Origin of the sequence: Stenotrophomonas sp. NPDC077420, assembly GCF_044543385.1 — a bacterium.
Lineage (GTDB): Bacteria > Pseudomonadota > Gammaproteobacteria > Xanthomonadales > Xanthomonadaceae > Stenotrophomonas.
In genome coordinates this window covers 48,573-74,011 of sequence record NZ_JBITVZ010000009.1, presented here as the reverse complement: position 1 = coordinate 74,011, position 25,439 = coordinate 48,573, and the positions used below count along the sequence as shown (strand labels likewise).

Below are 25,439 nucleotides of genomic sequence, written 5' to 3'. Positions count from 1 at the left end.
ATCCCATGTGCCGCTGAATGACCAGAGCATCAGGGCGCAGGCAACCGGCTCGCTATGCGTGAAGTGGACCGTCGTTACTGGGTTGATGACTACTTAAGTTACAACCCGTGTGAATCCGGCCGCGGGCATCGCTGGCTCGGGCAGTCGGACACCGAGTACCTGCTCGTTGAGATCGCCACCGGTGTGATCATCGACGCCCTGCGCCGCTGACGCAGTGCGATCGGTGCTCGCGATTTACGGCTTGCGGGCGAACCACCACAGGACGATGAATACCGGCAGGGGCGAGAGCATCATGACGATACCCAGCCCGATGTTGGCACCCCCACCGGTGTTCATCAGCCCGTCGGCGTAGTACCAGCCCCACAGCGCGATCGAGATTGCCACGCCGGCGATGTAACCCCTGCGCGTGCGAGGTGGCCGACGCAGGCTCACCCATAGCGAGAACAGAGCGAACGGCGCCAACGCCAGTGCCGTGCGCACCCAGCGTGGCTGCAGCTCGGGCCCCATGCCGAAACTGCGCGAGCGCAGATGGTCGAGCAGCCACTCCACGCCCCATACGATGGCGAACGCGTAGATCACCGAAACCACCAGCACCTTCGTCCCTGCGTTACGCACGACCTCAGACCGCATACTGCGCCACACCATTCCCGAACGACCAGTTCTCCCGCTTCACTTCCACCAGATTGATGAACACATCCTCCCGGCGAATGCCTACGGCGGCATGCAGTCCATCGGCAATGGCAAGGTAGAACGCCTTTTTCTGCTCCAGCGTACGGCCCTCATTCCAGCTGACCTGGATGCAGATGAAGTCGTCCGTGCGGGCGATGCCCAGATAACCTGGGTCGTACACCAGACCATCAGCGTCGTGTTCCTGGATGACCTGGAAACGGTCGTCCGGCGGGACGCCCACGCTCAGCATGGCATCATATATCACTTGCCCTACGCGACGCCGGTAGTCGGCGGGCTTGCCTTTACGAAGATCGATGCGGGCCAACGGCATGGCGGCTCTCTCCGGACGCATGCAGGTACATGCGGTACCAATGAGATCACAGGCGCCCTTCCCTCGCCACCCGTCCGCTCGCGTTCAGTGGCCGGTGCTGTTCTTCCACCTGCACTGTCGTTGGAAGAGCGCTTCGGCATCACGGTCATCGCCCTGCAGGCGGGGCGGCGGCGTCAGCCGTGCCACGGCAGCGGCGGCGACCGGCACTGCATTGCCAGGCCGCCTTGCCAACGAGCCGGACGGGGCGTTCTGCACCGCCACATAAGCCTGCATGAGCTGGCGAAGCACGGTGGCGGCCGGCGTGAAGTCGCGCGCCGCGGCGGCCTGGAAATTGGCCCGCAGCGTGTCTTCCATCTTCGCCCGTATGAGTACACGCCTGTTCATGGCATCCCCCCGACGCGGGCCAGCTCCTGCTGCGCCTTTCGGGAAACCTTCGGCATGATCGGCGCAGGGGTTTCGATAACGGTGAGGGTGATGGACCCTTCCTTGATCTCAACCGCTACCCTGGCACCAATCACGAAGCCGGCGTCCCGCAACCAGCGGCCGCTCAGCTTGAGACACGGGACCTGCTCGTAACGCCCCATCCCGTCCTGCAGTTCGTACAAATGCCCGCACATCCGGTAGGTGCGTGGCGGGCGGGAATAGGGTTTGCGCTTGGGGCGCGCTTCGTACTCATGGGGCGTACTCGCCTGCGCATTGAACATGTTGGACCTCCGGCACGAATGGCTCTCGTCGGGATGACAAGAGCGTCGGGAGGCTAGAAACCGTAAAGCCACACAAAAACGGCGGGCGTATTTCCACGAGGGTCTTATATTAGCCGCCCTCCCGACAACGAAACGTCCATCACTGTGTGGCTTGTAGAGTTTCTAGGCTCTGCAGAACACCATGCAGGATGATGCGGAGGGAGGGAAATCGTTTGTTCCTGTTGATCCAGCGAGCTTAGTTGACCGTGCCTAATGGATGACGCAACTGACAAGTAATACCGCCAGATATGCGCAAGCAGGTCACACTTCAGCCCGCTCCTCTACGCCGGGTTCCATCGACGCGTCAGCGCAACACGGCGGCAGCATCCACCAGCTGCACATCGTGCATCTGGTACAGGTAAGCCTCGTAGTAGGCCTTGTGCGATGCGCCGACGACGGCCAGCAGACGCTGGCCCGGTGCAAGCCCCAGCACGTCGCGGATGTTGGCCACCATGCGCAGGTTGCGGGTTTCCCAGTAACCGACATAACCGCGTCCGAAGCCCTGCGGCGATGGCTCGGTCAGCGCGGCGCCGAAGTCGCTGCGATACGCCTGCAACGCCATGCCCGGCACGTTGTAGCTGCGATACAGGGCCAGCATTGCGCCGGGCTTGCCGAGGTTGGCCTCCAATGCGGCGTTCGCGTCCGCGCGCGCCTTGGTATACGGGTTGTCCCACGCTTTCATGATGGCTTCGCCCGCCGCCTTTTCCAGCGCTTTGGGCGTGGACGAATCGGCGGTGTGGTCATCCACCGCCCACACCCGTTCCAGGCCGAGCCGGGCAGCCAGCGTTGCCGCGACCAGCACCGACTCATCGCGCCCCTGCAGCCGCTTGTCCAGGTACGCCACCAGGGCCGGGCTCAACCCATCGGCAGCGATGCGTTCCGGCGCGGGCAGGCGCAGCCACTGCACGACCGCGGAATTGCGCTCGCCCGCGGCCAGCCACACGGCCGCCAGCCGACGTCGGTCGGCGGCGCTCGGCGCGGCTTGCCATGACGCCAACAGGCGGTCCGCTTCGGCGTTGGCTGCGGGCACATCCAGCCCGGTCGCCGCCTCCGCCGGCGCGGTGTCCGGGCAGTACATGCTGACGCTTTCCGCATAACGGGCAGGATTGCGCCGCATGAAATCGCACTGCAGCCCGGATACCGCCTCCACCGCAATGGCCTCGGGCTTCCACGCCTCAAGTCGCGACAACAGCGGCTCGAGCTGATCTGGGGTGAAGGTCTTCGGCAAGGCGGACAGGTGCGCCGAACCCAGCACCAGCACTTCGTTGGGGCGCCCTGCGGGCGGGCCCTTGAACTGCTCGGGATGGAAGTCGGGGACATAGGCCGGTGCGGCCGCCCACGCGCTTGCGCTGCACAACCCCAGGATCAACAGACTGCCGATGCGTTCGATCACGGTGCGTCCTTTCAATGGTCGATGATGTGCCTGACCGGATAGTCGCCCAGCCAGCATCAGGGCAGAACCCCCGTTGGTCATTGCAACCTTTTGGACGCTCGGTGCATCGGCCTGGATGGGCAGAATGCAGCGCCATTCGGGGCGCCCCCGTCACTCAGGCGCGCGAGGCAGGATGTGCGCGATGGACTGGGCCAACTCGCGACTGGCGATCTCCAGATCGTGTTCGTCTGCAGGTTCAACCAGACCTGGGCGCTGGTCGGATTTTCCCACCACCTACTGACGTGCCGAGATGGACCTTTCGACGATGGCGCCGAACATGCCGAATACATGCCTGTTCTTGCCGATTCTGAACAGTTGGGGCGGGGCTTCCATATCAAGATCAAATCGAATCGGATTGAGTCGACACCGGTACGAAACGGGTACCAAGGAGAAGCGAAATGGCACTAGAAGACCAGCTCCGCAGATACGCCATCGGAGAACATCTGACGGTCGCAATAACACCTGGCCCCTCCATCAACTCGACGAAAGAGAAAGGCACACTGAAGAGCATTGACTGGAAGGCCCGCTCGTTTGTCCTGCACAACACGGTATACGACCACGACGTGACAATACCCTTCGACAAGATGGGTGAGGTGGTCTCTGACAAGGACGAGGCGGACGCGTTGCTGAGGGGATACTAGCGATGGTCCGGGACGTCGTTCAGCAAGGCCGACCAAAGAACAAAAAAGCCTCCGTTTCCGGAGGCTTTTTTGACTGAATCGTGGTGGGCGGTGCAGGGTTCGAACCTGCGACCCTTGCCGTGTGAAGGCAATGCTCTACCGCTGAGCTAACCGCCCGATGCTGCTGAGCCGCTCATTATAGGGCGGCAAAATTTCGCGTCAACGGGTTTCCGTAAATTTCTTCACATCGTGTGCGTGGGCTTGTCCGAGTTCAGGGTACCGGCCAGCGCGGTCTCGATCTTGTTGCGCACGTTCTCGCCTTCCTGGCCGTCGGCCAGCTGCACGCCGATGCCCGCCGCGCGGTTGCCCTGGGCGCCGGCCGGGGTGACCCAGACCACCTTGCCGGCCACCGGCAGGCGCTCGCTGGAGTCCGGCAGGGTCAGCAGCAGGAACACTTCGTCGCCCAGGAAGTAGCGCTTGGGCGTGGGCACGAAGATGCCACCGTTCTTCACGAACGGCATGTACGCGCTGTACAGCGACGCTTTGTCCTTGACGGCCAGCGACAGGATGCCCTGGCGGGCGTTGGTGGCGCTCATGCTCTATTCCCCTTTGCGTGCCGCTCGTTGACCCTGTTCCAGGCCAACAACAATTCCACCACCGCCAGGTCGGCGCGCACGGTGGTGCGCAACAGATCGCGGGTACGGTTGGCGGCGTCGAACCAGGCGCCCAGCTTGTGCAATCGGTCCGGATCGGTCAAGCCACCCCCGGTGGCCTGGGCCAGCGCCAGGTCGGCGGCATGGCGCAGGCGCAGGGCGGCGTGGTCGTCGGCGGTCCAGCGCTGGGCCAGCTCCACTGCGCCGGAGCGCCCGGCCACCAGCGCTTCGAGGTCGCTGGCGACCTGCCGGCGCAGGGCCAGGCCGTCGTGGCGCAGCCAGTCGTCGGCCAGGCCGGGGTGGCCCCGCGCGGCGTCCAGGGCTTCGCGGGCGCTGGCTTCGCTGTGACCCTGGGCCTGCAGCCAGGCCAGGCTTTCCTCGCGCGGCGGCAGCTTGAATTCCAGGCGCTGGCAGCGGCTGCGCACGGTGGCCGGCAGGCGCGCCGGGTCGCTGCTGATCAGCCACAGGTAGCGGCCGGGCTGCGGCTCTTCCAGGGTCTTGAGCAGGGCGTTGCAGGCGGCGCGGTTGATGGCGTCGGCCGGGTCCACCACCACCACCTGGGCCACGCCGTACTGCGGGGTGAGCGAAAGCTTCTGGGAGATCTCGCGCACCTGTTCGATGACGATCTCGGTGCGCAGCTTGTCGCCGGACTTGTTCGGGATGAACGACACCAGCTGCAGGTCCGGATGGGTGCCGGCGGCGATGAGCTGGGCGGCGCGCTGGGCGGCAGCCGGCTCGCCGCGGGTCAGCACGTGGGTGGCCATGCGCAATGCCACCTCGCGCTTGCCCAGCCCGGCCGGGCCGCAGATCAGCAGGCCGTGGCCCAGGCGGTCGGCGTCGAGCGCGGCGATGGTCTGGTCATAGGCGCGCTGCTGCCAGGGGGAGAACGTGTCAGTCATTGCCCTGCTCCTGCGCCAGCCAGGCATCGATGGCGGCCACGACCTGGGCGGCCACGCCGGCCTGGTCCTGGCTGGCGTCGATGAGGCGGAAACGCGTGGGGTCCTGCGCGGCGCGCTCGCGGAATACCGCGCGTACGCGCTGGAAGAAATCGTCCTGCTCGCTTTCGATGCGGTCCGGCCACAGGTCGCGGCCGTTGGCGCGGGCACGGCCTACCGCCACGTCCACGTCCAGCAGCAGGGTCAGGCCCGGCAGCAGGCCCACGGCGCGGCGCTCGAGCTCGGCGATCCACGCCGGCTCCAGGCCGCGGCCACCGCCCTGGTAGGCGTAGCTGGAATCGGTGAAGCGGTCGCTGAGCACGTAGCAGCCCCGGCGCAGCGCGGGCTCGATCACCTGGCGCACGTGCTGGGCGCGGGCAGCGAACACCAGCAGCAGTTCGGCGTCGGCACTGAGCGGCTCGTTGGCGATCTCCGCATCCGGGGTGAGGATCAGCGCGCGGATGCGCTCGGCCAGCGCGGTGCCGCCGGGTTCGCGGGTGAGCACGACCTCGTGGCCCTGTGCCTGCAGCGCGGCGCGGATGGCGTTGAGGGCGGTGGTCTTGCCCGCGCCCTCACCACCTTCCAGGCTGATGAAACGCGGGTGGCGGCGCAGTGCCGGGCTCACTTCGGCGCCGCCTGGCTGCGCTGCGCGCGCAGCTGCTGAAGGTACCGCGCCACGGCGGCGTTGTGGTCGGTGTAGGTGGCCGAGAACACGTGCGCGCCGCTGCCGTCGCCCACGGCCACGAAGTACAGCGCGTCGCCCGGTGCGGGGCGCGCGGCGGCGTGCAGGGCGTCGCGGCCCGGCATGGCGATCGGGGTGGGGGTGAGGCCGGCGCGGGTGTAGGTGTTGTACGGCGTGTCGGTGGTGAGGTCGCGCTTGCGGATGTTGCCGTCGTAGCTGCTGCCGATGCCGTAGATGACGGTGGGGTCGGTCTGCAGGCGCATGCCCATCTTCAGGCGGCGCGCGAACACACCGGCAATCTGTGGGCGTTCGCTGGGCAGCGCGGTTTCTTTTTCGATGATCGAGGCGAGGATCAGCAGCTCATACGGGGAACTGAGCGGGAGGTCGTCGGCGCGACTTTCCCAGGCGGCCGTGAGTTCCTTTTCCATGGCGGCGTGGGCGCGCTTGAGCACGTCCAGGTCGGTGTCGCCACGCTGGTAGACGTAGGTCTCGGGCAGGTAGCGGCCTTCCGGATGCTGGCCGGGGAAACCGAGCGTTTTCATCAGCGCGGCATCGTCCAGCTCATCGGTGGTGTGGACCAGCGGGTCGGCACGCTTGAGCGCGGCACGCAGCTGGCGGATGTTCCAGCCTTCGACGATAGTGACCCGGTGCTGCAGGGTGCGGCCCTGGCGCATGCGGGTGAGCAGTTCGCGCGGGGTGAGCTTCGCGTCCAGGGCGTACTCGCCGACCTTCAGCTTGCCGGCGGCGTCGAGCTGGCGTGCCAGCAGCTGCCATTGGGTGTCGTTGCCTTCGTCCACGCCGGCGTCGCGCAGCTTGCGCAGCACCGTCTGCAGGCCATCGCCCGGGGCGATGACCACGCTTTCCTGGTCGGGGGTGATCGGCGCATCAGCGAAGCCACTCTGGCTGTGCCAGAACCATGCGCCGGCGGCGGCCAGCAGCAGTGCGCCGAGCAGCATTACCGTCAGTATGGCCAGACAACCCCGTTTAGCACCCGCCATGGTCACCTCTGTTGTTGGTCGTTGTGGGCCGGCACCACCGCCGCACGACCAACGGTCGTGCGCTACCGGTGCGGGCGTCACCTGCTACAGGATACCGTGCGGGTGACGCACTCACACTTGGGTCAGTCACGGCGACCCAGCGCGCGCATCAGGCCACGCGCCTTGGCGCGGGTTTCGTCGAGTTCCTTGGCCGGATCCGAGTCGACCACGATGCCGGCGCCGGTGCGGAATGCCGCGGTGGTGCCCGCGACCTCGGCAGTGCGAATGAGGATGTTCAGGTCCAGGTCGCCGTCGCGGTTCAGCCAGCCGAAGGCGCCGGTATAGGCGCCGCGTGCGGTCTGCTCGAGCTCGGCGATGATCTGCATGCAACGCACTTTGGGGCAACCGGTGATGGTGCCACCAGGGAAGGTGGCGGCGATCACCTGGCCGGGGCTGACGCCCGGACGCAGGCGGCCGCGCACGTTGCTCACGATGTGGTGCACGTGGGCGTAGCTCTCCACGCTCATCAATTCGTCCACTTCCACGCTGCCGGCGGTGCAGATGCGGCCCAGGTCGTTGCGCTCCAGGTCGATCAGCATCACGTGCTCGGCGCGTTCCTTGGGGTGGCCCACCAGTTCACGGATGCGTTCGGCATCGTCGTCGCCGGCGAAGCGCGGGCGCGTACCGGCAATCGGGCGGGTCTGCACCTCGTCGCCATGCACCGATACCAGCCGCTCCGGCGACGAACTCACCACCGCCCTGCCCTGCGCGATGAACAGCCCGGCGAACGGCGCCGGGTTGGCCACGCGCAGCTGCGCGTACAGCGCCTGCGGCGAAAGCGCATCGTCGAAGTGCGCGACCCAGCGGCGCGACAGGTTCACCTGGAACACGTCGCCGGCTCGCAGGTAGTCGATCACCCGGCCCACGCCCTCGGTGAAGCGCGTGGGCGCGTCCTCTTCCACGTCGGCAGGGGGTTGCCACGTCGGCAGCGGCGGCAGCGCGGCGGCGGTGTGCAGGTCCTGCAGGATCGTGTCCAGCAGCGCCGTGTGGTCGGTTTCGCATACGGCGTGGAACTGGCCGAGCACGCGGTCGTGCAGCACGGCGGCCGGGCAGCGCAGCGCCAGCGCGCTGGGCAGGCCATCGGCGCGTGCGGGCAGGTCGAGCACGGCTTCGATCTGCCCGGCCAGTTCGTAATCCAGCATCAACGCCCAGCCGCCGCGGAACGGCAGGCCGGACCCTGCGCCGGGAACGGGCGAAGGCGAACCAGGCGTGCCCGCGCGCGGCAGGCGCAGGGCCTGCCAGTGGGCGTCGAGTACGTCGAGGAAGGTGCCGGCATGCACCGTGCCGTCATGATCGCGCACGTTGCCGTCGGCATGCAGCGCCAGGGACTCCCCGTTGCCCATCAGCAGCAGGTCCCAGCGGCCCTGGGCGGTGCCCGAGGCGGTGGATTCCATCAGCAGCGGGTAACGCAGCGGTGCCAGACGCTGTAGCGCGAGCAGGTCGGTGGTGTCGGGCAGCGGGCGGGTCTGGAACATGGGAATACCGGCGGTGGTGTTGGGGCCGGCGCGCGCCGGTCTGGCATTGTGAGGGCCGGCCAACGGCCGGCGCTACCGGGCGTGATGCCCATATATGCCAAGGCCGCCCGGTGGGCGGCCTTGGTGTGTCGCGATCACGGCGAGCCGGTCAGACGCGCTTGAACACCAGCGTGCCGTTGGTGCCGCCGAAGCCGAAGCCATTGGACATCACCACGTCGACCTTCGCTTCGCGTGCGGTGTTGGGCACGTAATCCAGGTCGCAGCCCTCGCCCGCTTCATGCAGGTTGATGGTGGGCGGAATGATGTTGTCACGCAGCGCCAGCACCGAGAAGATGGCTTCCACGCCACCGGCCGCGCCGAGCAGGTGACCGGTCATCGACTTGGTGGAGCTGACCATCATCTTGTAGGCGTGGTCGCCAAAGGCGGTCTTCATGGCCATCGTTTCGCCCAGGTCACCCAGCGGCGTGGAAGTGCCGTGCGCGTTGAGGTAGCCGACCTGGTCCGGGCTGACGCCCGCGTCCTTGAGCGCCATGGTCATGCAACGGGCCGCGCCTTCGCCGTTCTCGCTGGGGGCGGTCATGTGGTACGCGTCCGAGCTGGCGCCGAAACCGGCAAGCTCGGCGTAGATCCGCGCGCCACGCGCCTTGGCGTGTTCGTATTCTTCCAGGATCAGGATGCCGGCGCCGTCGCCGAGCACGAAGCCGTCGCGTTCCTTGTCCCAGGGGCGCGAGGCCTCCGCCGGGGCATCGTTGCGGGTGCTCATGGCTTTCATGGCGCAGAAGCCGCCCAGCGCGGTCGGCGAGGAGCCACGTTCGGCACCGCCCACCACCATCACGTCCGCATCGCCGTACTGGATCATGCGCATGGCGGTGCCGATGGAATGGTTGGAGGTGGCGCAGGCCGACACCGCCGAGAACGACGGCCCCTTCAACCCGGTGATGATGCTCAGCTGGCCGGGCAGCATGTTGATGATGGTCTTGGGCACGTAGAAGGGCGAGATCTTCTTGCCCTCGTGGAACTCGATGGTCTGTTCCTCGATGCCCAGCAGGCCGCCGATGCCCGCGCCCACGATGGCGCCGATGCGCTCGGCATTGTCCGCGGTGATGTCCAGGCCCGAATCGTTCAAGGCCATGAAGGCGGCACCGAGGCCGTAATGGATGAACGGGTCCATCTTCTTGGCATCCTTGCCACTGACCCGGAATTTGCCGAACTGTTCGTTGTCGGCGGTGATGTCGAAGTCCCTGACCTCACCTGCGATCTTGGTGGTGAAACGGTCCAGGTAGGCCTGCGAAACGTTGGTCAACGGGCCGATGCCGGAACGACCTTCGGTGATGCCCTTCCAACTGGTGGCCAGATCATTGCCCAACGGCGAGACCATGCCCATGCCGGTAACGACGACGCGACGCTTCATTGCAGATTCTCCTGACTCAAAAACACAGGGCCGCTAGCGCGGCCCCATGGGATTGCTGCACGCGATGAGCGTGCCAGACATCACGCCTTGACGTGAGCCTCGACATAGGTGATCGCAGCCTGGACGGTGCTGATCTTCTCGGCTTCCTCGTCCGGGATTTCGCACTCGAATTCTTCTTCCAGCGCCATCACCAGCTCAACAGTGTCCAGGGAGTCGGCGCCCAGGTCATCGACGAACGATGCGCTGTTGGTGACTTCTTCTTCCTTGACGCCAAGCTGTTCGACGACGATTTTCTTGACGCGTTCTTCGATGGTGCTCATTGGATATCGCTCCAGATGGAGTAGTGGTTCAAAAAGTGACGCCATCAAAATGGCGATGGCCGTGGGATAGTGTAGTGGAAACCGCAGGCCCCTTGCATTTCTGCAAAAAGCCATTCAGATCAACCACTTGCGGTGCAATCCCTGCACCACATGCTTACGGCATGTACATGCCGCCGTTCACATGAAGGGTTTCGCCGGTGATGTAGCTGGCCGAAGGACCGGCCAGGAAGGCCACGGCATTGGCGATGTCGGACGGTTCGCCCAGGCGCTCCAGGGCGATCGACTTGACCAGGCCGGTGCGCTGTTCTTCCGGCAACGCCTTGGTCATGTCGGTGTCGATGAAGCCCGGGGCCACCACGTTGACGGTGATCCCGCGCGAGCCGATTTCCTTGGCCAGCGACTTGGAGAAGGCGATGATGCCCGCCTTGGCCGCAGCGTAGTTGGCCTGGCCGGCGTTGCCGGTCACGCCGATCACCGAGGCGATGTTGATGATGCGGCCCTTGCGCGCCTTCATCATGCCGCGGATCACTGCCTTTGAGGTGCGGAACACGCTGGTCAGGTTGGTGTCGAGAATGGCCTGCCAGTCCTCGTCCTTCATGCGCAGCAACAGGTTGTCGCGGGTGATGCCGGCGTTGTTGACCAGGATGGTGATCGCACCGAACTCCTTGGCGATGCCGTCCAGCACGGCGTCCAGGGCGGCGGGGTCGGTCACGTTCAGCGCGCGGCCATGGCCGCCCACGGCAGCCAGGCGCTCGCCGATGGCGGCGGCACCGGATTCGGTGGTGGCGGTACCGATGACGGTCGCGCCCTGCGCGGCCAGTGCGTCGGCGATCGCCGCACCGATGCCCCGGCTGGCGCCGGTGACCAGTGCGATTTCACCCTGAAGGGGCTTGCTCATGCTCAGTTTCCTCGAACGGGACCGGTCCGCGGCGCCCGCCTGGAGGCTGGCACGTGGCGGGCACGGTCGAAAGTCATCAGGCGGCCCAGGTCTCGCGGGCGGTCTCGAAGTCGGCGGGCGTGGACAGGGTGCGCGCATCCAGCGACTTGTCGATGCGCTTGATCAGGCCGCTCAGCACCTTGCCGGGCCCGCATTCGGCCACGCGGGTGACCCCGCGGGCGGCCAGGGCTTCCACGCACCCGGTCCACTGCACCGGCAGGTACAGCTGCTGCACCAAGGCGCTGCGGATGGCATCGATGCCGTCATGGATGCGCGCATCGACGTTCTGCACCACCGGCAGGCTCGGCACGCGCCAGTCCAGCCCCGCCATGGTTTCGGCAAGGCGGTTGGCGGCTTCGCGCATCAGCGGGGTATGCGACGGCACGCTGACGGCAAGCTTGACCGCCTTGCGCACGCCCTTTTCGGCGAGCAGGGCCAGCGCGCGGTCGACCGCCTCGGCGTCGCCGCCGATCACGATCTGGCCCGGCGAGTTGTAATTGGCCGGCACCACCACCTGGCTGCCCGAGGCCTGTTCACAGACCTCCTTGACCAGCGCATCTTCGGCGCCGAGCACGGCGGCCATGGCGCCGACACCGGCCGGGGCGGCTTCCTGCATCAGCTGGCCGCGCAGGCGCACCAGGTGGGCGCCGTCGCGCAGCGACAGCGCGCCGGCCGCCACCAACGCGGTGTACTCCCCCAGGCTGTGACCGGCCAGCACGGCCGGCTGCGGGCCATGCACGGCCTTCCAGGCGCGCCACACGCCAATGCTGGCGGCCAGCAGCGCCGGCTGGGTGTATTCGGTGCGGTTGAGCATCTCTTCCGGGCCGCCCTGCGACAGCGCCCACAGGTCCACGCCGGCGCCGTCGGAGGCTTCGGTGAAGGCCTCGCGCACCTGCGGGTGCAGTTCGGCCAGTTCAGCCAGCATGCCCAGCGACTGCGAGCCCTGGCCGGGGAACACGAAAGCGAGATTGGAATCGGTCACGCGGAATTCCGCCTGCAAAAATCGAACGGCGAATGATAAGGGGGAAAACCGCGCTTCGTCTGTACTGGCGCGTATTGACCAGCCCCCGGCAGGTGCCGACCGTGGGCCGGCACGCCCTCAAACAAACAGCTGCAGGATGTCCAGATCGCCATCACTGAAGAAGTCGAAACAGATGGCCACCAGCATCAACATGCCCAGCGTCGTCGCCCCGTGCACGATCAGGATCGCGTGGGCCAGCGCCCGCGCCGAACGCCCCATCTTCATGCTGTAGCGGGCCAGGCGCTGCAAGCGACCCGAGACGTCGTGGGCGTGCGCCAGCACCGGGGCCTGTTCGCCGTCCATCGCCGCCGCCATCAACGCCTGCAGCCGCTCCGGGCGGTGTTCGTAGTACCTGGCCACGCCGTAGCCGAACATCAGCCAGTCGCGTGCCTGGGCCTGGGCCAGGTCCATCACTTCCAGCGGGTCTTCCTCGAAATCGATGAAGCCGATGACCTGGCCATCCCAGGTCAGGTTGCGCGGTAGCGGCTGGCCGAAATAGGCCCCCTTGGCGTGGGCGGCCACGATGGCCTGCATGGCCGCCGACACCAGCGCATCGCGGCCGGCATCGTCGGCCTGGCGCAGGCAGGTGTTGAAGGAGCTGCCGTTGTCGCCCAGGACCAGCGAGGCGTGGCCGCTGCCAATCACGTGCGGCACGTTCACCCCTTGGGCCTGCAGTTCGGCCAGGCGACGGGCTTCGGTTTCGCGGGCGGCATCACCGCCACGGTGCGGCGGTGGGCGCAGGGCGTCGAGCTGGAAGCGGTTGGCCACGAAGTTGAGCAGGCCCAGGGCGAGGACCCGGCTGCTCTCGCCGTACTGCTTCAGCCAGGCGCGCTGGCCCTCGATGACGATGGGTTCGACCATGACACACCTCCAGAAATGCAGAACGGCCCCATCGGGGCCGTTTCGCGTGAACCGATTAACGTATTAATAACGGAGCAGCGCCGAACCCCAGGTGAAGCCACCGCCGAAGGCCTCCAGCAGCAGCAACTGGCCGCGCTGCACCCTGCCCGAGCGGACCGCCACGTCCAGCGCCATCGGCACCGACGCGGAGGAGGTGTTGCCGTGCTTGTCCACGGTAACCACGACCTGGTCCATCGACATGTCCAGCCGCTTGGCGGTGGCTTCGATGATGCGCAGGTTGGCCTGGTGCGGGATCAGCCAGTCGAGGTCGGCCTTGCTCAGGCCGTTGGCATCCAGGGTTTCATCGACGACCGAGTCCAGCGCCTTGACGGCGTACTTGAACACGTCGTTGCCCTTCATCAGGATCGCGCCGCGGGCCTGCTCGCCTTCGCCGAAACCGGCCGAGACGCCCACCGGGTTCCACAGCAGTTCCTTCTTGCTGCCGTCCGAATGCAGGTGGGTGCTCAGGATGCCGGTGTCTTCATCGGCCTTGAGCACCACCGCGCCCGCGCCATCACCGAACAGCACGCAGGTGGTGCGGTCGTTCCAGTCGACGATGCGGGTCAGGGTTTCCGCACCGATCACCAGCACATGGCGGGCGTCACCGGAACGGATGAATTTGTCGGCCACGCCCAGCGCGAACACGAAGCCCGAACAGGCGGCGTTGACGTCGAAGGCAGGGCAGCCGGTCGCACCGAGCTTGGCCTGGATCAGGCACGCGGTGGACGGGAAGATCAGATCGGGGGTGGTGGTGCCCACCACGATCATGTCGAGCTGGGACGCGTCGATACCGGCCGCTTCCAACGCACGTACCGCGGCGTGGTAGCCGAGGTCGCTGGTGGTCTCCGTTTCCGCGGCAATGTGCCGCTCACGGATACCGGTGCGCGTCTGGATCCACTCATCGCTGGTGTCGACCATTTTCTCCAGATCCTGGTTGGTCAACACTTTTTCGGGCAAATAACTACCAGTGCCCGCGATCCTCGAGTAGATCCGCTTGCTCATTGCAATTCCTGTAAAAGGTAAAGGCCGCTGTCCGGCGGACAGCGGCCCTCACGAATCAATCTTCTTCGACGGCCGAGTTCGACTTGGTCGCGATCACCTTCTTGCCGCGGTAGAAACCATCGGCGGTGATGTGGTGACGCAGATGCACTTCACCGGTGGTCGGGTCGGTGGACAGCTGCTTGGCGCTCAGGGCGTCATGCGAACGGCGCTGGCCGCGGCGGGACGGGGTAACACGGGATTTCTGCACAGCCATGGGATTGCTCCAAACTCGGTTCGATTTGCTTCGTCGTATCGTCGCGCAGGACGCCAGCGCCCAGCACATTCTTCGCTTTCGCCGCAGCCGCCGACGACAATCCGGCTGCTATTGTTTCTTCAACGCCGCCAATGCCGCGAACGGATTGGCCTTGCTCTGTTCTTCTTCGGTCGGCGCCCAGTCCCGGTTCACTGCCTCGCCCTCGGGCGACAGCGGTACCACGGGGACGGCCAGGACCAGTTCGTCCTCGACCAGGTCCAGCGGACGCAGGTTGCCATCCTCCGGCACCAGCATCGCCTCGTACTCCTCCGGCAGGGAAGACTCTTCGTCTTCGCTGCGGATCAGGCCGAGCCGCTGCTTCACCGACACCGGCAGCAGGAAACGCTGCAGGCTGCGCTGACAGATCAGCGGCAGCTCGGTGTCGATGGACAGGTCCACATAGGATACCTTCAAGACGTCGTCGTGGCCGAATTCAAGCGCAAACGTGCACTTTCCCTCGGTATCGGCAACGAGGCCTTGCAGGCGGGTCATTTCTGCCAGTTCTACCTGACCGTCGAAGCACCTTCGTGCTGCGACCATCCGCCAGGCATCCAGCAATTCGGGCACGTTCGCGGACATAAGCCGCAGAATGTTAAGGACGCCATCGACTGTTGTCAAATGCCGCCGCGCCCCAGCTGCGCCGGGGTACGGTAGAGTGCGCCCCACTCCCGCTGCCCGGTATTGTCGCATGCTTCCCCTGCTGCTGGCTTCCACCTCCCGCTACCGCCGTGAACTGCTGGAACGGCTTGGCCTGCCCCTGGAGACGGCACGGCCGGACGTGGACGAAACCCCCGCCCCCGGCGAGGCCCCACAGGCCCTGGCGGTGCGGCTGGCACGGGCCAAGGCCGCCGAGGTGGCCGCGCGCCATCCCGGCCGGTGGGTGATCGGCTCGGACCAGGTGGCGGACCTGAATGGGACCCCGCTGGGCAAGCCGGGCGATGTCGCCGGCGCCCAGGCGCAGCTGGCCGCCATGTCCGGCCAGACCGTGGCCTTCCATACCGCGCTCTGCCTGGTCCGCGACCAGCAGGTGCTGGAGGCCTGCGACCTGACCCAGGTGCGGTTCCGGACCCTGGACGCGGGCGAAATCACCCGCTACGTCGACACCGAGCTGCCGCTGGACTGCGCCGGCAGCTTCAAGTGCGAGGGATTGGGGATCACCCTGTTCGACGCGATCGACAACCGCGACCCCACCGCCCTGGTCGGCTTGCCGCTGATCGCGCTGGCCGGGCTGCTGCGCCGCTGCGGGTACGCACTGCCCTGAGCCGGGGCGGGTGCCGCTCTAGCGTGCCGGCACGGTGAAGGCCTGCTCCTGCCACTGCTCCACGCTGCCGTCATGGCCGTACAGGGTCATGCCCAACCAGTGCGTGCCGGGCGCGAGCCCGCGCGTGTCCAGCGTGGCATCGAATGCCACGTGCGGATGCTGCGGATCGGTGGAGATCTTCCAGGCCGGGGTGATGTCGTAGGCACGGCCGTAGACCGCATCGCCCATCGGCGTGCCATCGATCAGCAGTTCAACACGCGACACCCCCACCCCATCCTTGAATGCCCAGCCGCGCACCTGCATGTCCTCGCCGACGCGGGCGCCCTGCATGGGCGCGTCGATCCAGGCCATCGCCGGGGTCACGCAGGGGCCATCGACGCGCCGTGCAGGCAGCTTGAACAACAGGAATCGCTGGTAACCGTGGTCCTGGCTGACCACCCGCGGCGGCGGCAACGGGCCTACCTGCGCACAGACATCGTGGTAACGCTCCAGCAGGTCGCGGTAGCGCTGGTCGCTGGGCGAGAGCACCAGCAGCATCGGCGCATCGCGCTGGCCATCGTGCAGCAGGCCCCACAGGCCCAGCTGCGCGGTGCGGCCATGCTTGTCGTTGAGCGGGTGGCGCAGCACTTCAATGCGCGGGTCGCGCAACTGGAAGCCCAGCTCCGCACCCACCTTGAAGTTGCCGGCCAGCACCCGCGTGCCGGGCGGCATGCCGGCCAGTTCCGCGCGCACCGCGTCGGCCAGCGGCGCCCAGCCGGCGAAGTTGCGCGGGTAGTATTTGTCGCCTGCCAGCTGCGCGCGCAGGCTCGGCGTTGACGCCATCAGGTAATAGCCGAAGGCCAGCGCCAGCCCCGACCCGGCCAGCCACCAGCCGGTACGACGCAGCCAGCGGGGCCAGCCGTTGAGCACCACCGGCACCGCCACCAGCAGGGCCAGGTAGCCAGGCAGCGGCCAGTGGAAACTGATCCGTTCCACGTCGGTGAAGAACCCCAGCGCGAAGATCGCCAGCGTGGACACCGCCCCCACCAGGCCAAAGTAGCGCCACTGCGCGCGGGCACCGCCGCCCGGGCGCGTACCGGCCAACGCGACCTTCCACATCGCCACGCACAGGATCGGCGTGACCAGCATCGGCTGGATCACCAGGAACCACAGGCCACTCCACTGGAAGGCCCAGGGATGCCGCTCCACTACCTGGAATTTCAGGCCGGCGTCCTGGTTGTCGGCGTTCCAGGCCAGCAGCGGCAACCATGCCATCACGCCCACCGCCAGCGCGACCCATACACGCGGGTCGCGCAGGCTGCGCCGCCCCTGCGGCAGCAACAACAGGGCGATGAAGCCAACCACGATCACGCCGATGAAGCGGTAGTGGCTGAGCGCGCCGATCACCAGACCCAGCGACAACTTGACTGCCGCGGCCGCGTCGACATTGCGCAGCAGGCGCGCCCCGGCATCCAGGCACAGCACCGCGGCCAACGCCATCGGCACATCGGGCACGGCGAGCATGCCCAGCGTGGCCGACAGCGGCATCAACACGGTCAGGCTGCCGGCCTGCCAACCGGCCACCGCGCCGAACCAGCGCGTGGCGATGCGCGAGACCAGCCACGGCAAGGCAGCCCCGATCGCCAGGAACGGCAGGCGCAACGCCAGCACATGGTTGCCGCCCAGCTCCACGCCGAGCCGCGCCAGCCAGGCGGTCAGCCCGGGAAGATCCGAATAGGCCGCCGCCAGGTGCTGGCCTTCCTGCCAATAGAACGCTTCGTCCACGAACAGGGGCAGACGCGCAGCCACCACCAGCTTCACTGCGGTGATGAGCGTCCACAACACCAGAAAAATTGTGCGCGCGCGTTGTTCGCCCTGCATTGCTCTATAGAATCGAAGGAATCATCGAGACGAGACGGACATGGATAATCAGCCCCGCGTGCCCGCCATGCTACCCGAAGAACTGCGACAGGCTTTGCGCAGGGCCCAGGACCAGGTCAATGGCCTGGTGCTCGGCAAAGCCCATGAAGTCCGCCTGGCATTCGTTGCGCTGCTCTCCGGCGGCCACCTGCTGATCGAAGACCTGCCCGGCCTGGGCAAGACCACGCTTGCCCATGCGCTGGCCTCCAGCCTGGGGCTGGGCTTCCAGCGCGTGCAGTTCACTTCGGATCTGTTGCCGGCAGATGTGCTCGGCGTCTCGGTGTACGAGGCCAGCACACGCCAGTTCCAGTTCCACCCGGGCCCGGTCTTCACCCATGTGCTGCTGGCCGATGAGATCAACCGCGCACCGCCACGCACGCAGAGCGCACTGCTGGAAGCCATGGCCGAACAGCAGGTCACCCTGGACGGGGTGACCCATCCCCTGCCGGACCCGTTCTTCGTGATTGCCACGCAGAACCCGGTGGACCTGTCGGGCACCTTCCCCCTGCCCGATTCGCAGCTGGACCGTTTCCTGCTGCGGTTGGCGCTGGGCTACCCCAATCCCGAATCCGAACGCGAACTGCTGCGCGGCACCGACCGCCGCCACCTGATCGCGCAGGCCACCGCCTGCCTGGACGACAACCAGGTGCGTGCATTGCGCGACGCCGTGAACCAGGTGCATGCCAGCGAGGCACTGATCCAGTACGTGCAGTCGCTGCTGGCACGCAGCCGCCAGCATGCCGGGGTGCGGGTGGGGCTGTCGCCGCGCGCCGGGCTGGCGCTGCTGCGCGCGGCCAAGGCGCACGCCCTGCTGCTGGGGCGCGGGCATGTGGTGCCCGAAGACGTGCAGACCCTGTTCGTGGCGGTGGCCGGCCATCGCCTGGTCCCGGAGGCCGAGGCCAGCAGCGGACCGGCACTGGCCCGCGCCATCCTGCAGACGGTTCCGGTGGACTGAGTGCGCAGCGGCTGGGGAGACCGCCTGAACCACCTGCGTGCGGCCAGCGGTCGGGCACTTACACGCCCCCGCGTGCCCGAGAGCCTGCCGCAACGGCTGGGACGGCGACGCATCTATGTCCTGCCAACCCGCTTCGGCCTGTTCGTCGCCGTGCTGCTGGGCGCGATGCTGCTGGGTGCGCTGAACTACAACAACAACCCGGCCCTGCTGCTGGCGTTGCTGCTGGCCACGGTGGCCATCGCCAGTACCGTCACCGCGCACCTGCAGCTGTCCGGCCTGCAGATCGACGCGGTCTCCGCCGAGCCGGTGGTGGCCGGCGCGGTGCTGCGGCTGCGCATCAACCTCTCGCGTGCCGATACGCGGGTGCGGCGCGGTCTGGTCGTGTCGCTCGGCGATGCAGTGGCCTATGGGCACCTTGTCGATACCGACCAGATCGAAGTGGACCTGCCGCTGCCGACCCACCGGCGTGGCTGGCTGGACCTGGAACGCATCCGGCTGTCGACAACGCAGCCACTGGGACTGGTACGTGCCTGGTCGTGGGTATGGCCGGACGCACCGCTGCTGGTCTATGCCACGCCGGAAACGCACGCACCGCCGCTGCCCGGCGGCGACGGCGATCCACTGCACACCCGGGTGCACGCCAGCGGCGACGAGCTGCACCAGCTGCGGCCCTACCGCGCCGGCGATGCGCCACGCAGCATTGCCTGGAAGCATTCGGCGCGACGCGACACCCTGCTGGTGCGCGAGTATGAAAAGCCGGTCGGCGTGGACATCCTGCTGGACTGGCGCCAGCTGGCGCCGCTGCCGGGCGAAGCGCGCATCGCGCGGCTGGCGCGCTGGGTCGACCTGGCCGAGCGCGAGGGCCGCCGCTACACCCTGCAGCTGCCCGGACACCCGGTGCTGGGCCCGGCCCAGGGCAGCAGCCACCATCACCTCTGCCAACGCGCCCTGGCGCTGATGCCGCATGGCTGACCTGCCCATTTCCCTGCTGTCCCCCCCGGCCCGGCGCTGGACGCTGGCCAGCTGCGCGCTGGCCCTGGTGCCGTTGCTGCTGCAGCTGCCCTCCGTGCTGGCGGGCGTTTTCGCGGCGGTCGCGGTGATCACCGCACTGGCGTCCGGGCAACGCGTGCTGCCAGCGCCGGTGCGCGTGTTGCTGGTGCTGTGCATGTTGGCGGCGGTTTACTGGCAACTGGGCGCGCGGCCTGGACGCGACACCGGCTGCGCCCTGCTGGCGGCCATGCTGGCGCTCAAATCCAGCGAGCTGCGCAGCCTGCGCGATGCGCGCAGCCTGCTGGGCTTCGCCCTGTTCGCGCCGTTCGCCGCGTTCCTGCTCGACCAGGGCCCGTTGACCATGGGCCTGGCGATGCTGGCCGCGCTGGCCATCCTGCTTACCCTGCAACGCCTGGCGCACGCCGAAGGCGACGCGCCCAATGCGGCGCTGGGGGGCCAGCTCCGCGGGGTCGGTCGCTTGCTGGCACTGGGGCTGCCGTTGGCGCTGGCCGGGTTCTGGCTGTTTCCGCGCCTGAGCGAGCCCCTGTGGGGCCTGCCGGAGCGCGCGGTCGGCAAGCCCGGGCTGTCCGACAGCATGGACCCGTCCGAGTGGCTGGACCTGATGGCCGACGATGCCACCGCGCTGCGGGTGACCTTCTTCGGCGACGTGCCTGCACCCGAGCAGCGCTACTGGCGCGGGCCGGTGATGACCCAGTTCGACGGACGGCGCTGGGAACGCGACGCCAGCAGCGACGGTCGCACGCCCGCTGCGGTAACCCGCGCCGCGCCGCAGTGGGACTACCAGATCGATTACGAGCCCACCGACCGACGCCAGCTGGTGGCGCTGGACCTGCCGCTGCAGGCGCCTGCCGGCGCCAGCCTGGGTGGCGACTACAGCCTGCGCAGCACCCAGAGCCTGTCCTCGTTGACCCGTTGGCGACTGCAATCGGCACCGCCGGCGGCCTATGCAGAGCCGCTCACGCCCTTCCAGCGCCGCGAAGCATTGCAGTTGCCGGCGGGGTTCAACCCGCGCACCGCAGCGCTGGGCCGGCAATGGCGGCAGGAGGCCGGGCAGGACGATGCCGCGATCGTGTCGCGCGCGCTGCAGTGGGTGCGTTCGCGCTTCGCCTATACCCTGTCCACGCCGGCGCCGGGGCGCGACAGCGTGGATGAGTTCCTGTTCGACCAGCAGGCCGGGTTCTGCCAGCATTTCAGCTCGTCGTTCGTGGTGTTGATGCGCAACGCCGGTATCCCGGCCCGGGTGGTGACCGGCTTCGCCGGTGGCCAGCGCAACCCGTATGGCAACTACTACGTGGTGCGCAGGATGGATGCGCATGCCTGGGCGGAAGTGTGGCTGCCGCAGCGCGGCTGGGTACGCGTGGACCCGACCGCCGCAGTGGCACCGGAACGCATCTACGACACGCTGGAAAGCCGCCTGGGCGACGGTGACGGCGCGACGCTGGAAGGCGGCTGGCTGCAGGTGGGCCAGGTCGGTGATTTCCTGCGCCGCAGCTGGAACGACCTGGTGCTGTCCTTCGATGCCACCCGCCAGCAGAAACTGCTGCAGCCATTCGGTATCGACCGCCTGCAGCCGACGCAGCTGATCGGCATTTTCATTGCCTTCGCAGGCGGCGCGCTAGGCTGGATGGCATGGCTGCTGGCCCGCGGGGAACGCGAGCGCGATCCGCTGTTGCGGGCCTGGCACCGGCTGGGGCGGCGTTACGCGCGGCATGGCCTGGCCAGGGAGGCTGCAGAAACCGCCACGGACTGGGCGCAGCGCGTCCACCGGCAGCGCCCCGACCCGGCGCTGATGTCGCTCAGCCACCGTTTCGTTCAGGCGCGGTACGCTGGCGACGAGCTAGACCCTTCACTCGTGCGTGACCTGCACAGGCATCGCCCGTCCACCGGAGCAACCTCATGAACGTCAAGATCCTGCTTCCCCTTGCCGCGTCGCTGGCGCTGGCTGCCTGTGCCACCGCACCCAAACCGCTGCAGGGACAGTTCAGCGTGGTCAGTCCGCGCGATTCGGTCGCCACCCAGCAGGTGGGCACCCCGGTCCGCTGGGGCGGACGCATCATCGAAACCACCCCCGGCCAGGGCCAGACCTGCTTCCAGCTGTTGTCGCGCCCGCTCAATGGCAGCGGCCGCCCGAACACCTCCTCCAACGACGCCAGCGATGGCCGCTTCGTTGCCTGCCGCGCCGGTTTCTACGACCCGGCGGTGTTCGAAGCCGGTCGCGACGTGACCTTCATCGGCAAGATCGCCGGGTATGAGAACACCCGCATTGGCGAGTACGACTACCGCCTGCCCAAGCTGGAGGCGGACGTGGTCTACCTGTGGCCGGAACAGCGCGAAGTCGATGTGGTGCCGGTGTACCCATACGGCCCGTGGGGCCCGGGCTGGGGTCCGGGCTGGGGCTACCGCGGCTGGGGCTGGTGGTAAACCGCTGGTCGGCAAGAGGCCCGGTAGGTGCCGACCGTTGGTCGGCACGCAATTAAAAAAGCCGCCCCAAGGGCGGCTTTTTTCATGCCCCGAAATGCCCCAGCGGCGCACCGGCCAACAGGTGCATATGGATATGGAACACGGTCTGCCCGGCGTGCTCGCGGCAGTTCATCACGATGCGGTAGCCGTCCTGCGCGAAACCTTCGCGCCGCGCGTATTCCGCCGCAGCCAACGCCAGCTTGCCGATCAGGTGCGCCTGCCCCGGCTGCACATCGTCCAGCGTGGGAATGGCCTCGTTCTTCGGAATGAACAGCACGTGCACCGGCGCCTGCGGCGCGATGTCCTTGAACCCCAGCACCTCGTCGTCTTCGTAGACGATGGTGGCGGGAATCTCGCGGCGGATGATCTTTCCGAACAGGGTGTCCTGGGTCATTGCGTCACCTGATGTCTGGGTGGGCCGGCCATGGCCGGCGCTACCGGTTAGGTTGCTTCGGTTCGGGTGCCGAACGCGTGCGACAGGGTGCCGCGATCGACGTATTCCAGCTCGCCGCCCAGCGGCAGGCCCTGCGCCAGGCGGCTGGGGCGCACCTTGTGTGCGCGGGCCAGCTGCGCCAGGTAATGCGCGGTCGCTTCGCCTTCGACCGTGGCGCTGGTGGCGATGATCAGCTCCTGCACCTCGCCCTGACCCAGCCGCGCTTCCAGCTGGTCCAGGCCGAGTTCGCGCGGGCCCGCGCCGTCCAGCGGCGACAGCCGGCCCTGCAGCACGAAGTACACGCCACGGAAGCCGGTGGCCGATTCGATCGCCAGCCGGTCGGCGGGCGATTCCACCGCGCACAGCTGCTGCCGTTCGCGGCTGCCATTGGCGCACACCGCGCAGACCTCGGTCTCACTGAAGTCGCGGCACTGCGCGCAGTGGCCAATGCGTTCGATCGCCTTGGCCAGCACCTCGGCCAGCTTCTGGCCACCGGCGCGCTCGCGTTCGAGCACGTGGTAGGCCATGCGCTGGGCGGTCTTCTGGCCCACCCCCGGCAACACCCGGAAGGCCTCGATCAGCTGTTCGAGCAGGGGCAGGCTCACGCTTAGAACGGCAGCTTCATGCCGGGCGGCAGCTGCATGCCGGCGGTGGCCGAACCCATGCGGTTCTTCGACTCGGCGTCGATCTTGTTGGACGCGTCGTTGAACGCAGCCGCCACCAGGTCTTCGGTCATTTCCGCATCGGACAGGATCGACGGGTCGATGCGCACCTTGCGGCACTCCTTGGCGCCGGTCAGGGTCACGCTGACCATGCCGCCGCCGGCACTGCCGGTGACTTCCAGCTTGGCGAGTTCTTCCTGGGCCTTCTGCAGGTTTTCCTGCATCTTCTGGGCCTGCTGCATCAGTTGGGCGATGTTGCCGCGCATGTCGTATTACTCTTCAAAAGGACGGATGGAATCGGTCACGACCCGGGCGCCATGCTGCTGGATCAGCAGCTGCACCGACGGGTCGGCCATGAAAGCAGCTTCGGCCGCCTGCTGTCGTTCGCCACGCTGGCGGTCGGACCGCTGGTGCAGCGTTTCGGCCTCGGCGTTGCCGTGTTCGATCACGATCCGCGGGGTCATCCCCAGCGGGCCGGACAGCGCCTCGGTCAGCGCCCCCAGCGAACGGTCCGAACACAGGTACTCAAATCCGGGCGATACGGCCAGTTTCAAGACACCGTGCTGGAATCCGACGAACGCCGCATGCGCGGCCAGCTGCCGCGATGGACCGTTCAGCTGGCTCTGCGCGACCAGTTCCAGCCAGGTTTCGGCGGACTGCAACGTGACCGTGCCGGTCGCCGCAGCGGCCACCGCCGGCGGCGGCGTCACCGCGAAGCCCTGCGGGCGCTGCACGGGCGCTGGCGCGGGGCGCACCGGCGGGGCTTCCCACGGTGCGGCCATGGCCGCGTCCGGGCTGGCCAGTTCCACCGCCAGCGCTTCGTCACGGTCATCGGCGCCGGCCTGGTGCCAGGGCGGCAGGTCGTCGTCGGGCGCCGGTGCGGCGATCGGCGCCGGGGTCGGTGCCGGCGTGGCGGGTGCGGCCGGGGCCGCCGGGGCGACCGGTGCTATGGCGGCGCGGACCGGCGTTACCGTGGCGGTCGCCGCGGCCACGGGGGCGGCCACGGCCGCCGGTGCAGCGGCGGCCATGCCGCCCTGCCCGGCCCCGTGCGGTTCGGTGCCCCGCTCGGTGCCGGTACCCGGGTCGCGCGGCACCGGCGGTACGGCTGCGGCGGGACGGAACGCCAGCATGCGCAGCACGGCCATTTCGAAGCCGGCCCGCGGACTGGGCGCCAGATGCAGGTCGCGGCGGCCACTGAGCGCCATCTGGTACCAGAGCTGCACCACTTCCGGGCGCAGGCGCTGGGCAAATGCGGCGGCATCGATACCGTCGCCATCGGCCTGGGCGCCGGGCACCAGCTGCTGCACCTGGATCCGGTGCAGGGCGTCGGCCAGCGCTTCCAGCACGCCGCTCCAGTCCGGTGAGAACTCGGCCAGCGCGGCCACCACCTGCAGCAGGCGCACGCCATCGCCATCGGCCAGGGCCTCCAGCATGGCCGCCACCTGGGTGCGGTCCACGGTGCCCAGCATGGTCCGCACCACGTCGTCGCGGAGCGCGCCACCGGCATAGGCGATGGCCTGGTCCAGCAGCGACAGGCCATCACGCAGGCTGCCGTCGGCGGCCTTGGCCAGCTGCACGATCGCGGTCGGGTCCGATTCGATTTCTTCGGCGGCCAGGATCCGGGTCATCTGGCCCTGGATCTGGTCCTCGTCAAGCCGCTTGAGGTTGAACTGCAGGCAGCGCGACAGCACCGTGACCGGCAGCTTCTGCGGGTCAGTGGTGGCCAGCAGGAACTTCACGTGTTCCGGCGGTTCTTCCAGCGTCTTCAGCAGCGCATTGAACGCCGCCTTGGACAGCATGTGCACTTCGTCGATCAGGTAGACCTTGTACTTGCCACGCGAGGGCATGTACTGGGCGTTTTCGATCACCTCGCGGACATCGTCCACGCCGGTATTGGAGGCGGCATCGATCTCCAGCAGGTCGATGTAACGCCCGGAGTCGATATCCAGGCAGGCCGGGCACTGGCCGCACGGGTCGGCGCTGGTGCCCTGCTCGCAGTTCAGCGACTTGGCGAAAATACGCGCGATGGTGGTCTTGCCGACCCCGCGGGTGCCGGTAAACAGGAACGCATGGTGCACCCGGCCGCTGTCCAGCGCATTGCTGAGCGCGCGGACCACGTGTTCCTGGCCCACCAGCTCGGCAAAACGCTTCGGACGCCACTTGCGGGCAAGGACGAGATAGGACATCAGGCCACCGTCTTCATCGGGACGTCCATTGTGCCACGCCTGTCCAGCCCCCCCGCCCCTGCGTGAAGGCGCTTGTGCATGCCGCGTTCCCCAGCTAGAATCTGCGCCCCTG

29 protein-coding genes, 1 tRNA gene and 1 pseudogene are annotated in these 25,439 nt (G+C 67.7%); 7 read left to right on the top strand and 24 right to left on the bottom strand.

The genetic code is table 11. The features are described from left to right. Positions 1–51: 51 nt before the first annotated feature. Positions 52–210, top strand: a pseudogene (locus ACIGII_RS10755) (RcnB family protein); the annotation flags it as partial. Between the two features lie 24 nt (positions 211–234). Here ACIGII_RS10755 and ACIGII_RS10750 read toward each other — a convergent pair. From ACIGII_RS10750 to ACIGII_RS10730, 5 genes are all read right to left on the bottom strand, one after another. Then, positions 235–630, bottom strand: a complete 396-nt coding sequence (locus ACIGII_RS10750; protein ID WP_399637954.1) for a hypothetical protein — start codon at positions 628–630, stop codon at positions 235–237. After that, a complete protein-coding gene (locus ACIGII_RS10745) occupies positions 620–1,000 on the bottom strand; it encodes a tautomerase family protein (RefSeq protein WP_399637951.1) in 381 nt (126 codons plus the stop codon). The genes ACIGII_RS10750 and ACIGII_RS10745 overlap by 11 nt, the downstream gene beginning before the upstream one ends. Before the next feature lie 84 nt (positions 1,001–1,084). After that, entirely contained in the window at positions 1,085–1,354 is a 270-nt protein-coding gene (locus tag ACIGII_RS10740) for a hypothetical protein (RefSeq protein WP_399657517.1), read from the bottom strand. A gap of 26 nt (positions 1,355–1,380) precedes the next feature. Further along, entirely contained in the window at positions 1,381–1,704 is a 324-nt protein-coding gene (locus ACIGII_RS10735; RefSeq protein ID WP_399637946.1) for a SymE family type I addiction module toxin, read from the bottom strand. Positions 1,705–2,047: 343 nt separating this feature from the next. Further along, positions 2,048–3,136: a DUF5694 domain-containing protein gene (locus ACIGII_RS10730; RefSeq protein WP_399637944.1), complete on the bottom strand. Its 1,089-nt coding sequence runs from the start codon at positions 3,134–3,136 to the stop codon at positions 2,048–2,050. A 437-nt stretch (positions 3,137–3,573) separates the two neighbouring features. Here ACIGII_RS10730 and ACIGII_RS10725 point away from each other — a divergent pair, with 437 nt between their 5' ends. Next, positions 3,574–3,816, top strand: coding sequence for a hypothetical protein (locus tag ACIGII_RS10725; RefSeq protein WP_399637941.1), 243 nt, complete (start codon positions 3,574–3,576; stop codon positions 3,814–3,816). Positions 3,817–3,897: 81 nt separating this feature from the next. Here ACIGII_RS10725 and ACIGII_RS10720 read toward each other — a convergent pair. From ACIGII_RS10720 to ACIGII_RS10655, 14 genes are all read right to left on the bottom strand, one after another. Then, positions 3,898–3,972: transfer RNA gene (locus tag ACIGII_RS10720), tRNA-Val, on the bottom strand. Between the two features lie 65 nt (positions 3,973–4,037). Then, positions 4,038–4,391, bottom strand: coding sequence for a PilZ domain-containing protein (locus tag ACIGII_RS10715; protein ID WP_068849648.1), 354 nt, complete (start codon positions 4,389–4,391; stop codon positions 4,038–4,040). Continuing rightward, positions 4,388–5,347: a DNA polymerase III subunit delta' gene (locus ACIGII_RS10710; RefSeq protein WP_399637938.1), complete on the bottom strand. Its 960-nt coding sequence runs from the start codon at positions 5,345–5,347 to the stop codon at positions 4,388–4,390. Before ACIGII_RS10710 ends, ACIGII_RS10715 begins: the two co-directional genes overlap by 4 nt. Next, positions 5,340–6,008, bottom strand: coding sequence for a dTMP kinase (gene tmk, locus ACIGII_RS10705; RefSeq protein WP_399637935.1), 669 nt, complete (start codon positions 6,006–6,008; stop codon positions 5,340–5,342). The genes ACIGII_RS10710 and tmk overlap by 8 nt, the downstream gene beginning before the upstream one ends. After that, positions 6,005–7,063 (bottom strand): endolytic transglycosylase MltG, encoded by a 1,059-nt coding sequence (gene mltG / locus ACIGII_RS10700; protein ID WP_399637933.1) that lies wholly within the window; start codon positions 7,061–7,063, stop codon positions 6,005–6,007. Before mltG ends, tmk begins: the two co-directional genes overlap by 4 nt. 122 nt (positions 7,064–7,185) lie before the next feature. Next, the gene (locus tag ACIGII_RS10695; protein ID WP_399637930.1) at positions 7,186–8,577 is read right to left on the bottom strand and encodes an aminodeoxychorismate synthase component I; all 1,392 of its coding nucleotides are present in this window, start codon (positions 8,575–8,577) and stop codon (positions 7,186–7,188) included. A 148-nt stretch (positions 8,578–8,725) separates the two neighbouring features. Continuing rightward, on the bottom strand, positions 8,726–9,988 hold the full coding sequence (gene fabF, locus ACIGII_RS10690) for a beta-ketoacyl-ACP synthase II (RefSeq protein WP_399637927.1): 1,263 nt from the start codon (positions 9,986–9,988) through the stop codon (positions 8,726–8,728). Positions 9,989–10,068: 80 nt separating this feature from the next. After that, entirely contained in the window at positions 10,069–10,308 is a 240-nt protein-coding gene (acpP, locus tag ACIGII_RS10685) for an acyl carrier protein (RefSeq protein WP_399637925.1), read from the bottom strand. Positions 10,309–10,462: 154 nt separating this feature from the next. Continuing rightward, positions 10,463–11,206, bottom strand: a complete 744-nt coding sequence (gene fabG, locus ACIGII_RS10680) for a 3-oxoacyl-ACP reductase FabG (RefSeq protein ID WP_399637923.1) — start codon at positions 11,204–11,206, stop codon at positions 10,463–10,465. Positions 11,207–11,282: 76 nt separating this feature from the next. Next, entirely contained in the window at positions 11,283–12,227 is a 945-nt protein-coding gene (gene fabD, locus ACIGII_RS10675) for an ACP S-malonyltransferase (RefSeq protein ID WP_399637921.1), read from the bottom strand. 117 nt (positions 12,228–12,344) lie between these two features. Continuing rightward, positions 12,345–13,127, bottom strand: a complete 783-nt coding sequence (locus tag ACIGII_RS10670; RefSeq protein WP_399637918.1) for a serine/threonine protein phosphatase — start codon at positions 13,125–13,127, stop codon at positions 12,345–12,347. A gap of 63 nt (positions 13,128–13,190) precedes the next feature. Then, positions 13,191–14,168, bottom strand: a complete 978-nt coding sequence (locus tag ACIGII_RS10665; protein ID WP_399637917.1) for a beta-ketoacyl-ACP synthase III — start codon at positions 14,166–14,168, stop codon at positions 13,191–13,193. A 55-nt stretch (positions 14,169–14,223) separates the two neighbouring features. Beyond that, positions 14,224–14,421, bottom strand: coding sequence for a 50S ribosomal protein L32 (gene rpmF / locus ACIGII_RS10660; RefSeq protein ID WP_070207941.1), 198 nt, complete (start codon positions 14,419–14,421; stop codon positions 14,224–14,226). Positions 14,422–14,529: 108 nt separating this feature from the next. After that, positions 14,530–15,039 (bottom strand): YceD family protein, encoded by a 510-nt coding sequence (locus tag ACIGII_RS10655; RefSeq protein ID WP_399637914.1) that lies wholly within the window; start codon positions 15,037–15,039, stop codon positions 14,530–14,532. Positions 15,040–15,148: 109 nt separating this feature from the next. Here ACIGII_RS10655 and ACIGII_RS10650 point away from each other — a divergent pair, with 109 nt between their 5' ends. Continuing rightward, a complete protein-coding gene (locus tag ACIGII_RS10650) occupies positions 15,149–15,721 on the top strand; it encodes a Maf family protein (RefSeq protein ID WP_399637911.1) in 573 nt (190 codons plus the stop codon). A gap of 18 nt (positions 15,722–15,739) precedes the next feature. Here ACIGII_RS10650 and ACIGII_RS10645 read toward each other — a convergent pair whose 3' ends face one another. Next, complete coding sequence (locus ACIGII_RS10645; RefSeq protein WP_399637909.1) at positions 15,740–17,581, bottom strand: glycosyltransferase family 39 protein; 1,842 nt, start codon at positions 17,579–17,581, stop codon at positions 15,740–15,742. 40 nt (positions 17,582–17,621) lie between these two features. Here ACIGII_RS10645 and ACIGII_RS10640 point away from each other — a divergent pair, with 40 nt between their 5' ends. From ACIGII_RS10640 to ACIGII_RS10625, 4 genes are read left to right on the top strand one after another with little or no spacing between them, the layout of a single operon-like run. Beyond that, on the top strand, positions 17,622–18,575 hold the full coding sequence (locus ACIGII_RS10640; RefSeq protein WP_399637907.1) for an AAA family ATPase: 954 nt from the start codon (positions 17,622–17,624) through the stop codon (positions 18,573–18,575). A gap of 24 nt (positions 18,576–18,599) precedes the next feature. Then, positions 18,600–19,547, top strand: coding sequence for a DUF58 domain-containing protein (locus ACIGII_RS10635; protein WP_399638134.1), 948 nt, complete (start codon positions 18,600–18,602; stop codon positions 19,545–19,547). After that, positions 19,540–21,486 (top strand): DUF3488 and DUF4129 domain-containing transglutaminase family protein, encoded by a 1,947-nt coding sequence (locus ACIGII_RS10630; protein ID WP_399637905.1) that lies wholly within the window; start codon positions 19,540–19,542, stop codon positions 21,484–21,486. Before ACIGII_RS10635 ends, ACIGII_RS10630 begins: the two co-directional genes overlap by 8 nt. Then, entirely contained in the window at positions 21,483–22,007 is a 525-nt protein-coding gene (locus ACIGII_RS10625) for a Slp family lipoprotein (RefSeq protein WP_399637902.1), read from the top strand. Before ACIGII_RS10630 ends, ACIGII_RS10625 begins: the two co-directional genes overlap by 4 nt. Positions 22,008–22,089: 82 nt before the next feature. Here the strand turns inward: ACIGII_RS10625 and ACIGII_RS10620 are convergent, their stop codons facing one another. From ACIGII_RS10620 to dnaX, 4 genes are read right to left on the bottom strand one after another with little or no spacing between them, the layout of a single operon-like run. Continuing rightward, positions 22,090–22,440 (bottom strand): histidine triad nucleotide-binding protein, encoded by a 351-nt coding sequence (locus ACIGII_RS10620; protein WP_399637900.1) that lies wholly within the window; start codon positions 22,438–22,440, stop codon positions 22,090–22,092. A 47-nt stretch (positions 22,441–22,487) separates the two neighbouring features. Further along, entirely contained in the window at positions 22,488–23,084 is a 597-nt protein-coding gene (gene recR / locus ACIGII_RS10615; RefSeq protein WP_399637899.1) for a recombination mediator RecR, read from the bottom strand. 2 nt (positions 23,085–23,086) lie between these two features. Then, positions 23,087–23,407: a YbaB/EbfC family nucleoid-associated protein gene (locus tag ACIGII_RS10610; protein ID WP_145478448.1), complete on the bottom strand. Its 321-nt coding sequence runs from the start codon at positions 23,405–23,407 to the stop codon at positions 23,087–23,089. A 6-nt stretch (positions 23,408–23,413) separates the two neighbouring features. Then, positions 23,414–25,327 carry a DNA polymerase III subunit gamma/tau gene (gene dnaX / locus ACIGII_RS10605; protein ID WP_399637896.1) on the bottom strand — a complete coding sequence of 638 codons (1,914 nt, stop codon included), beginning with the start codon at positions 25,325–25,327 and terminating at the stop codon, positions 23,414–23,416. Positions 25,328–25,439: the final 112 nt, after the last annotated feature.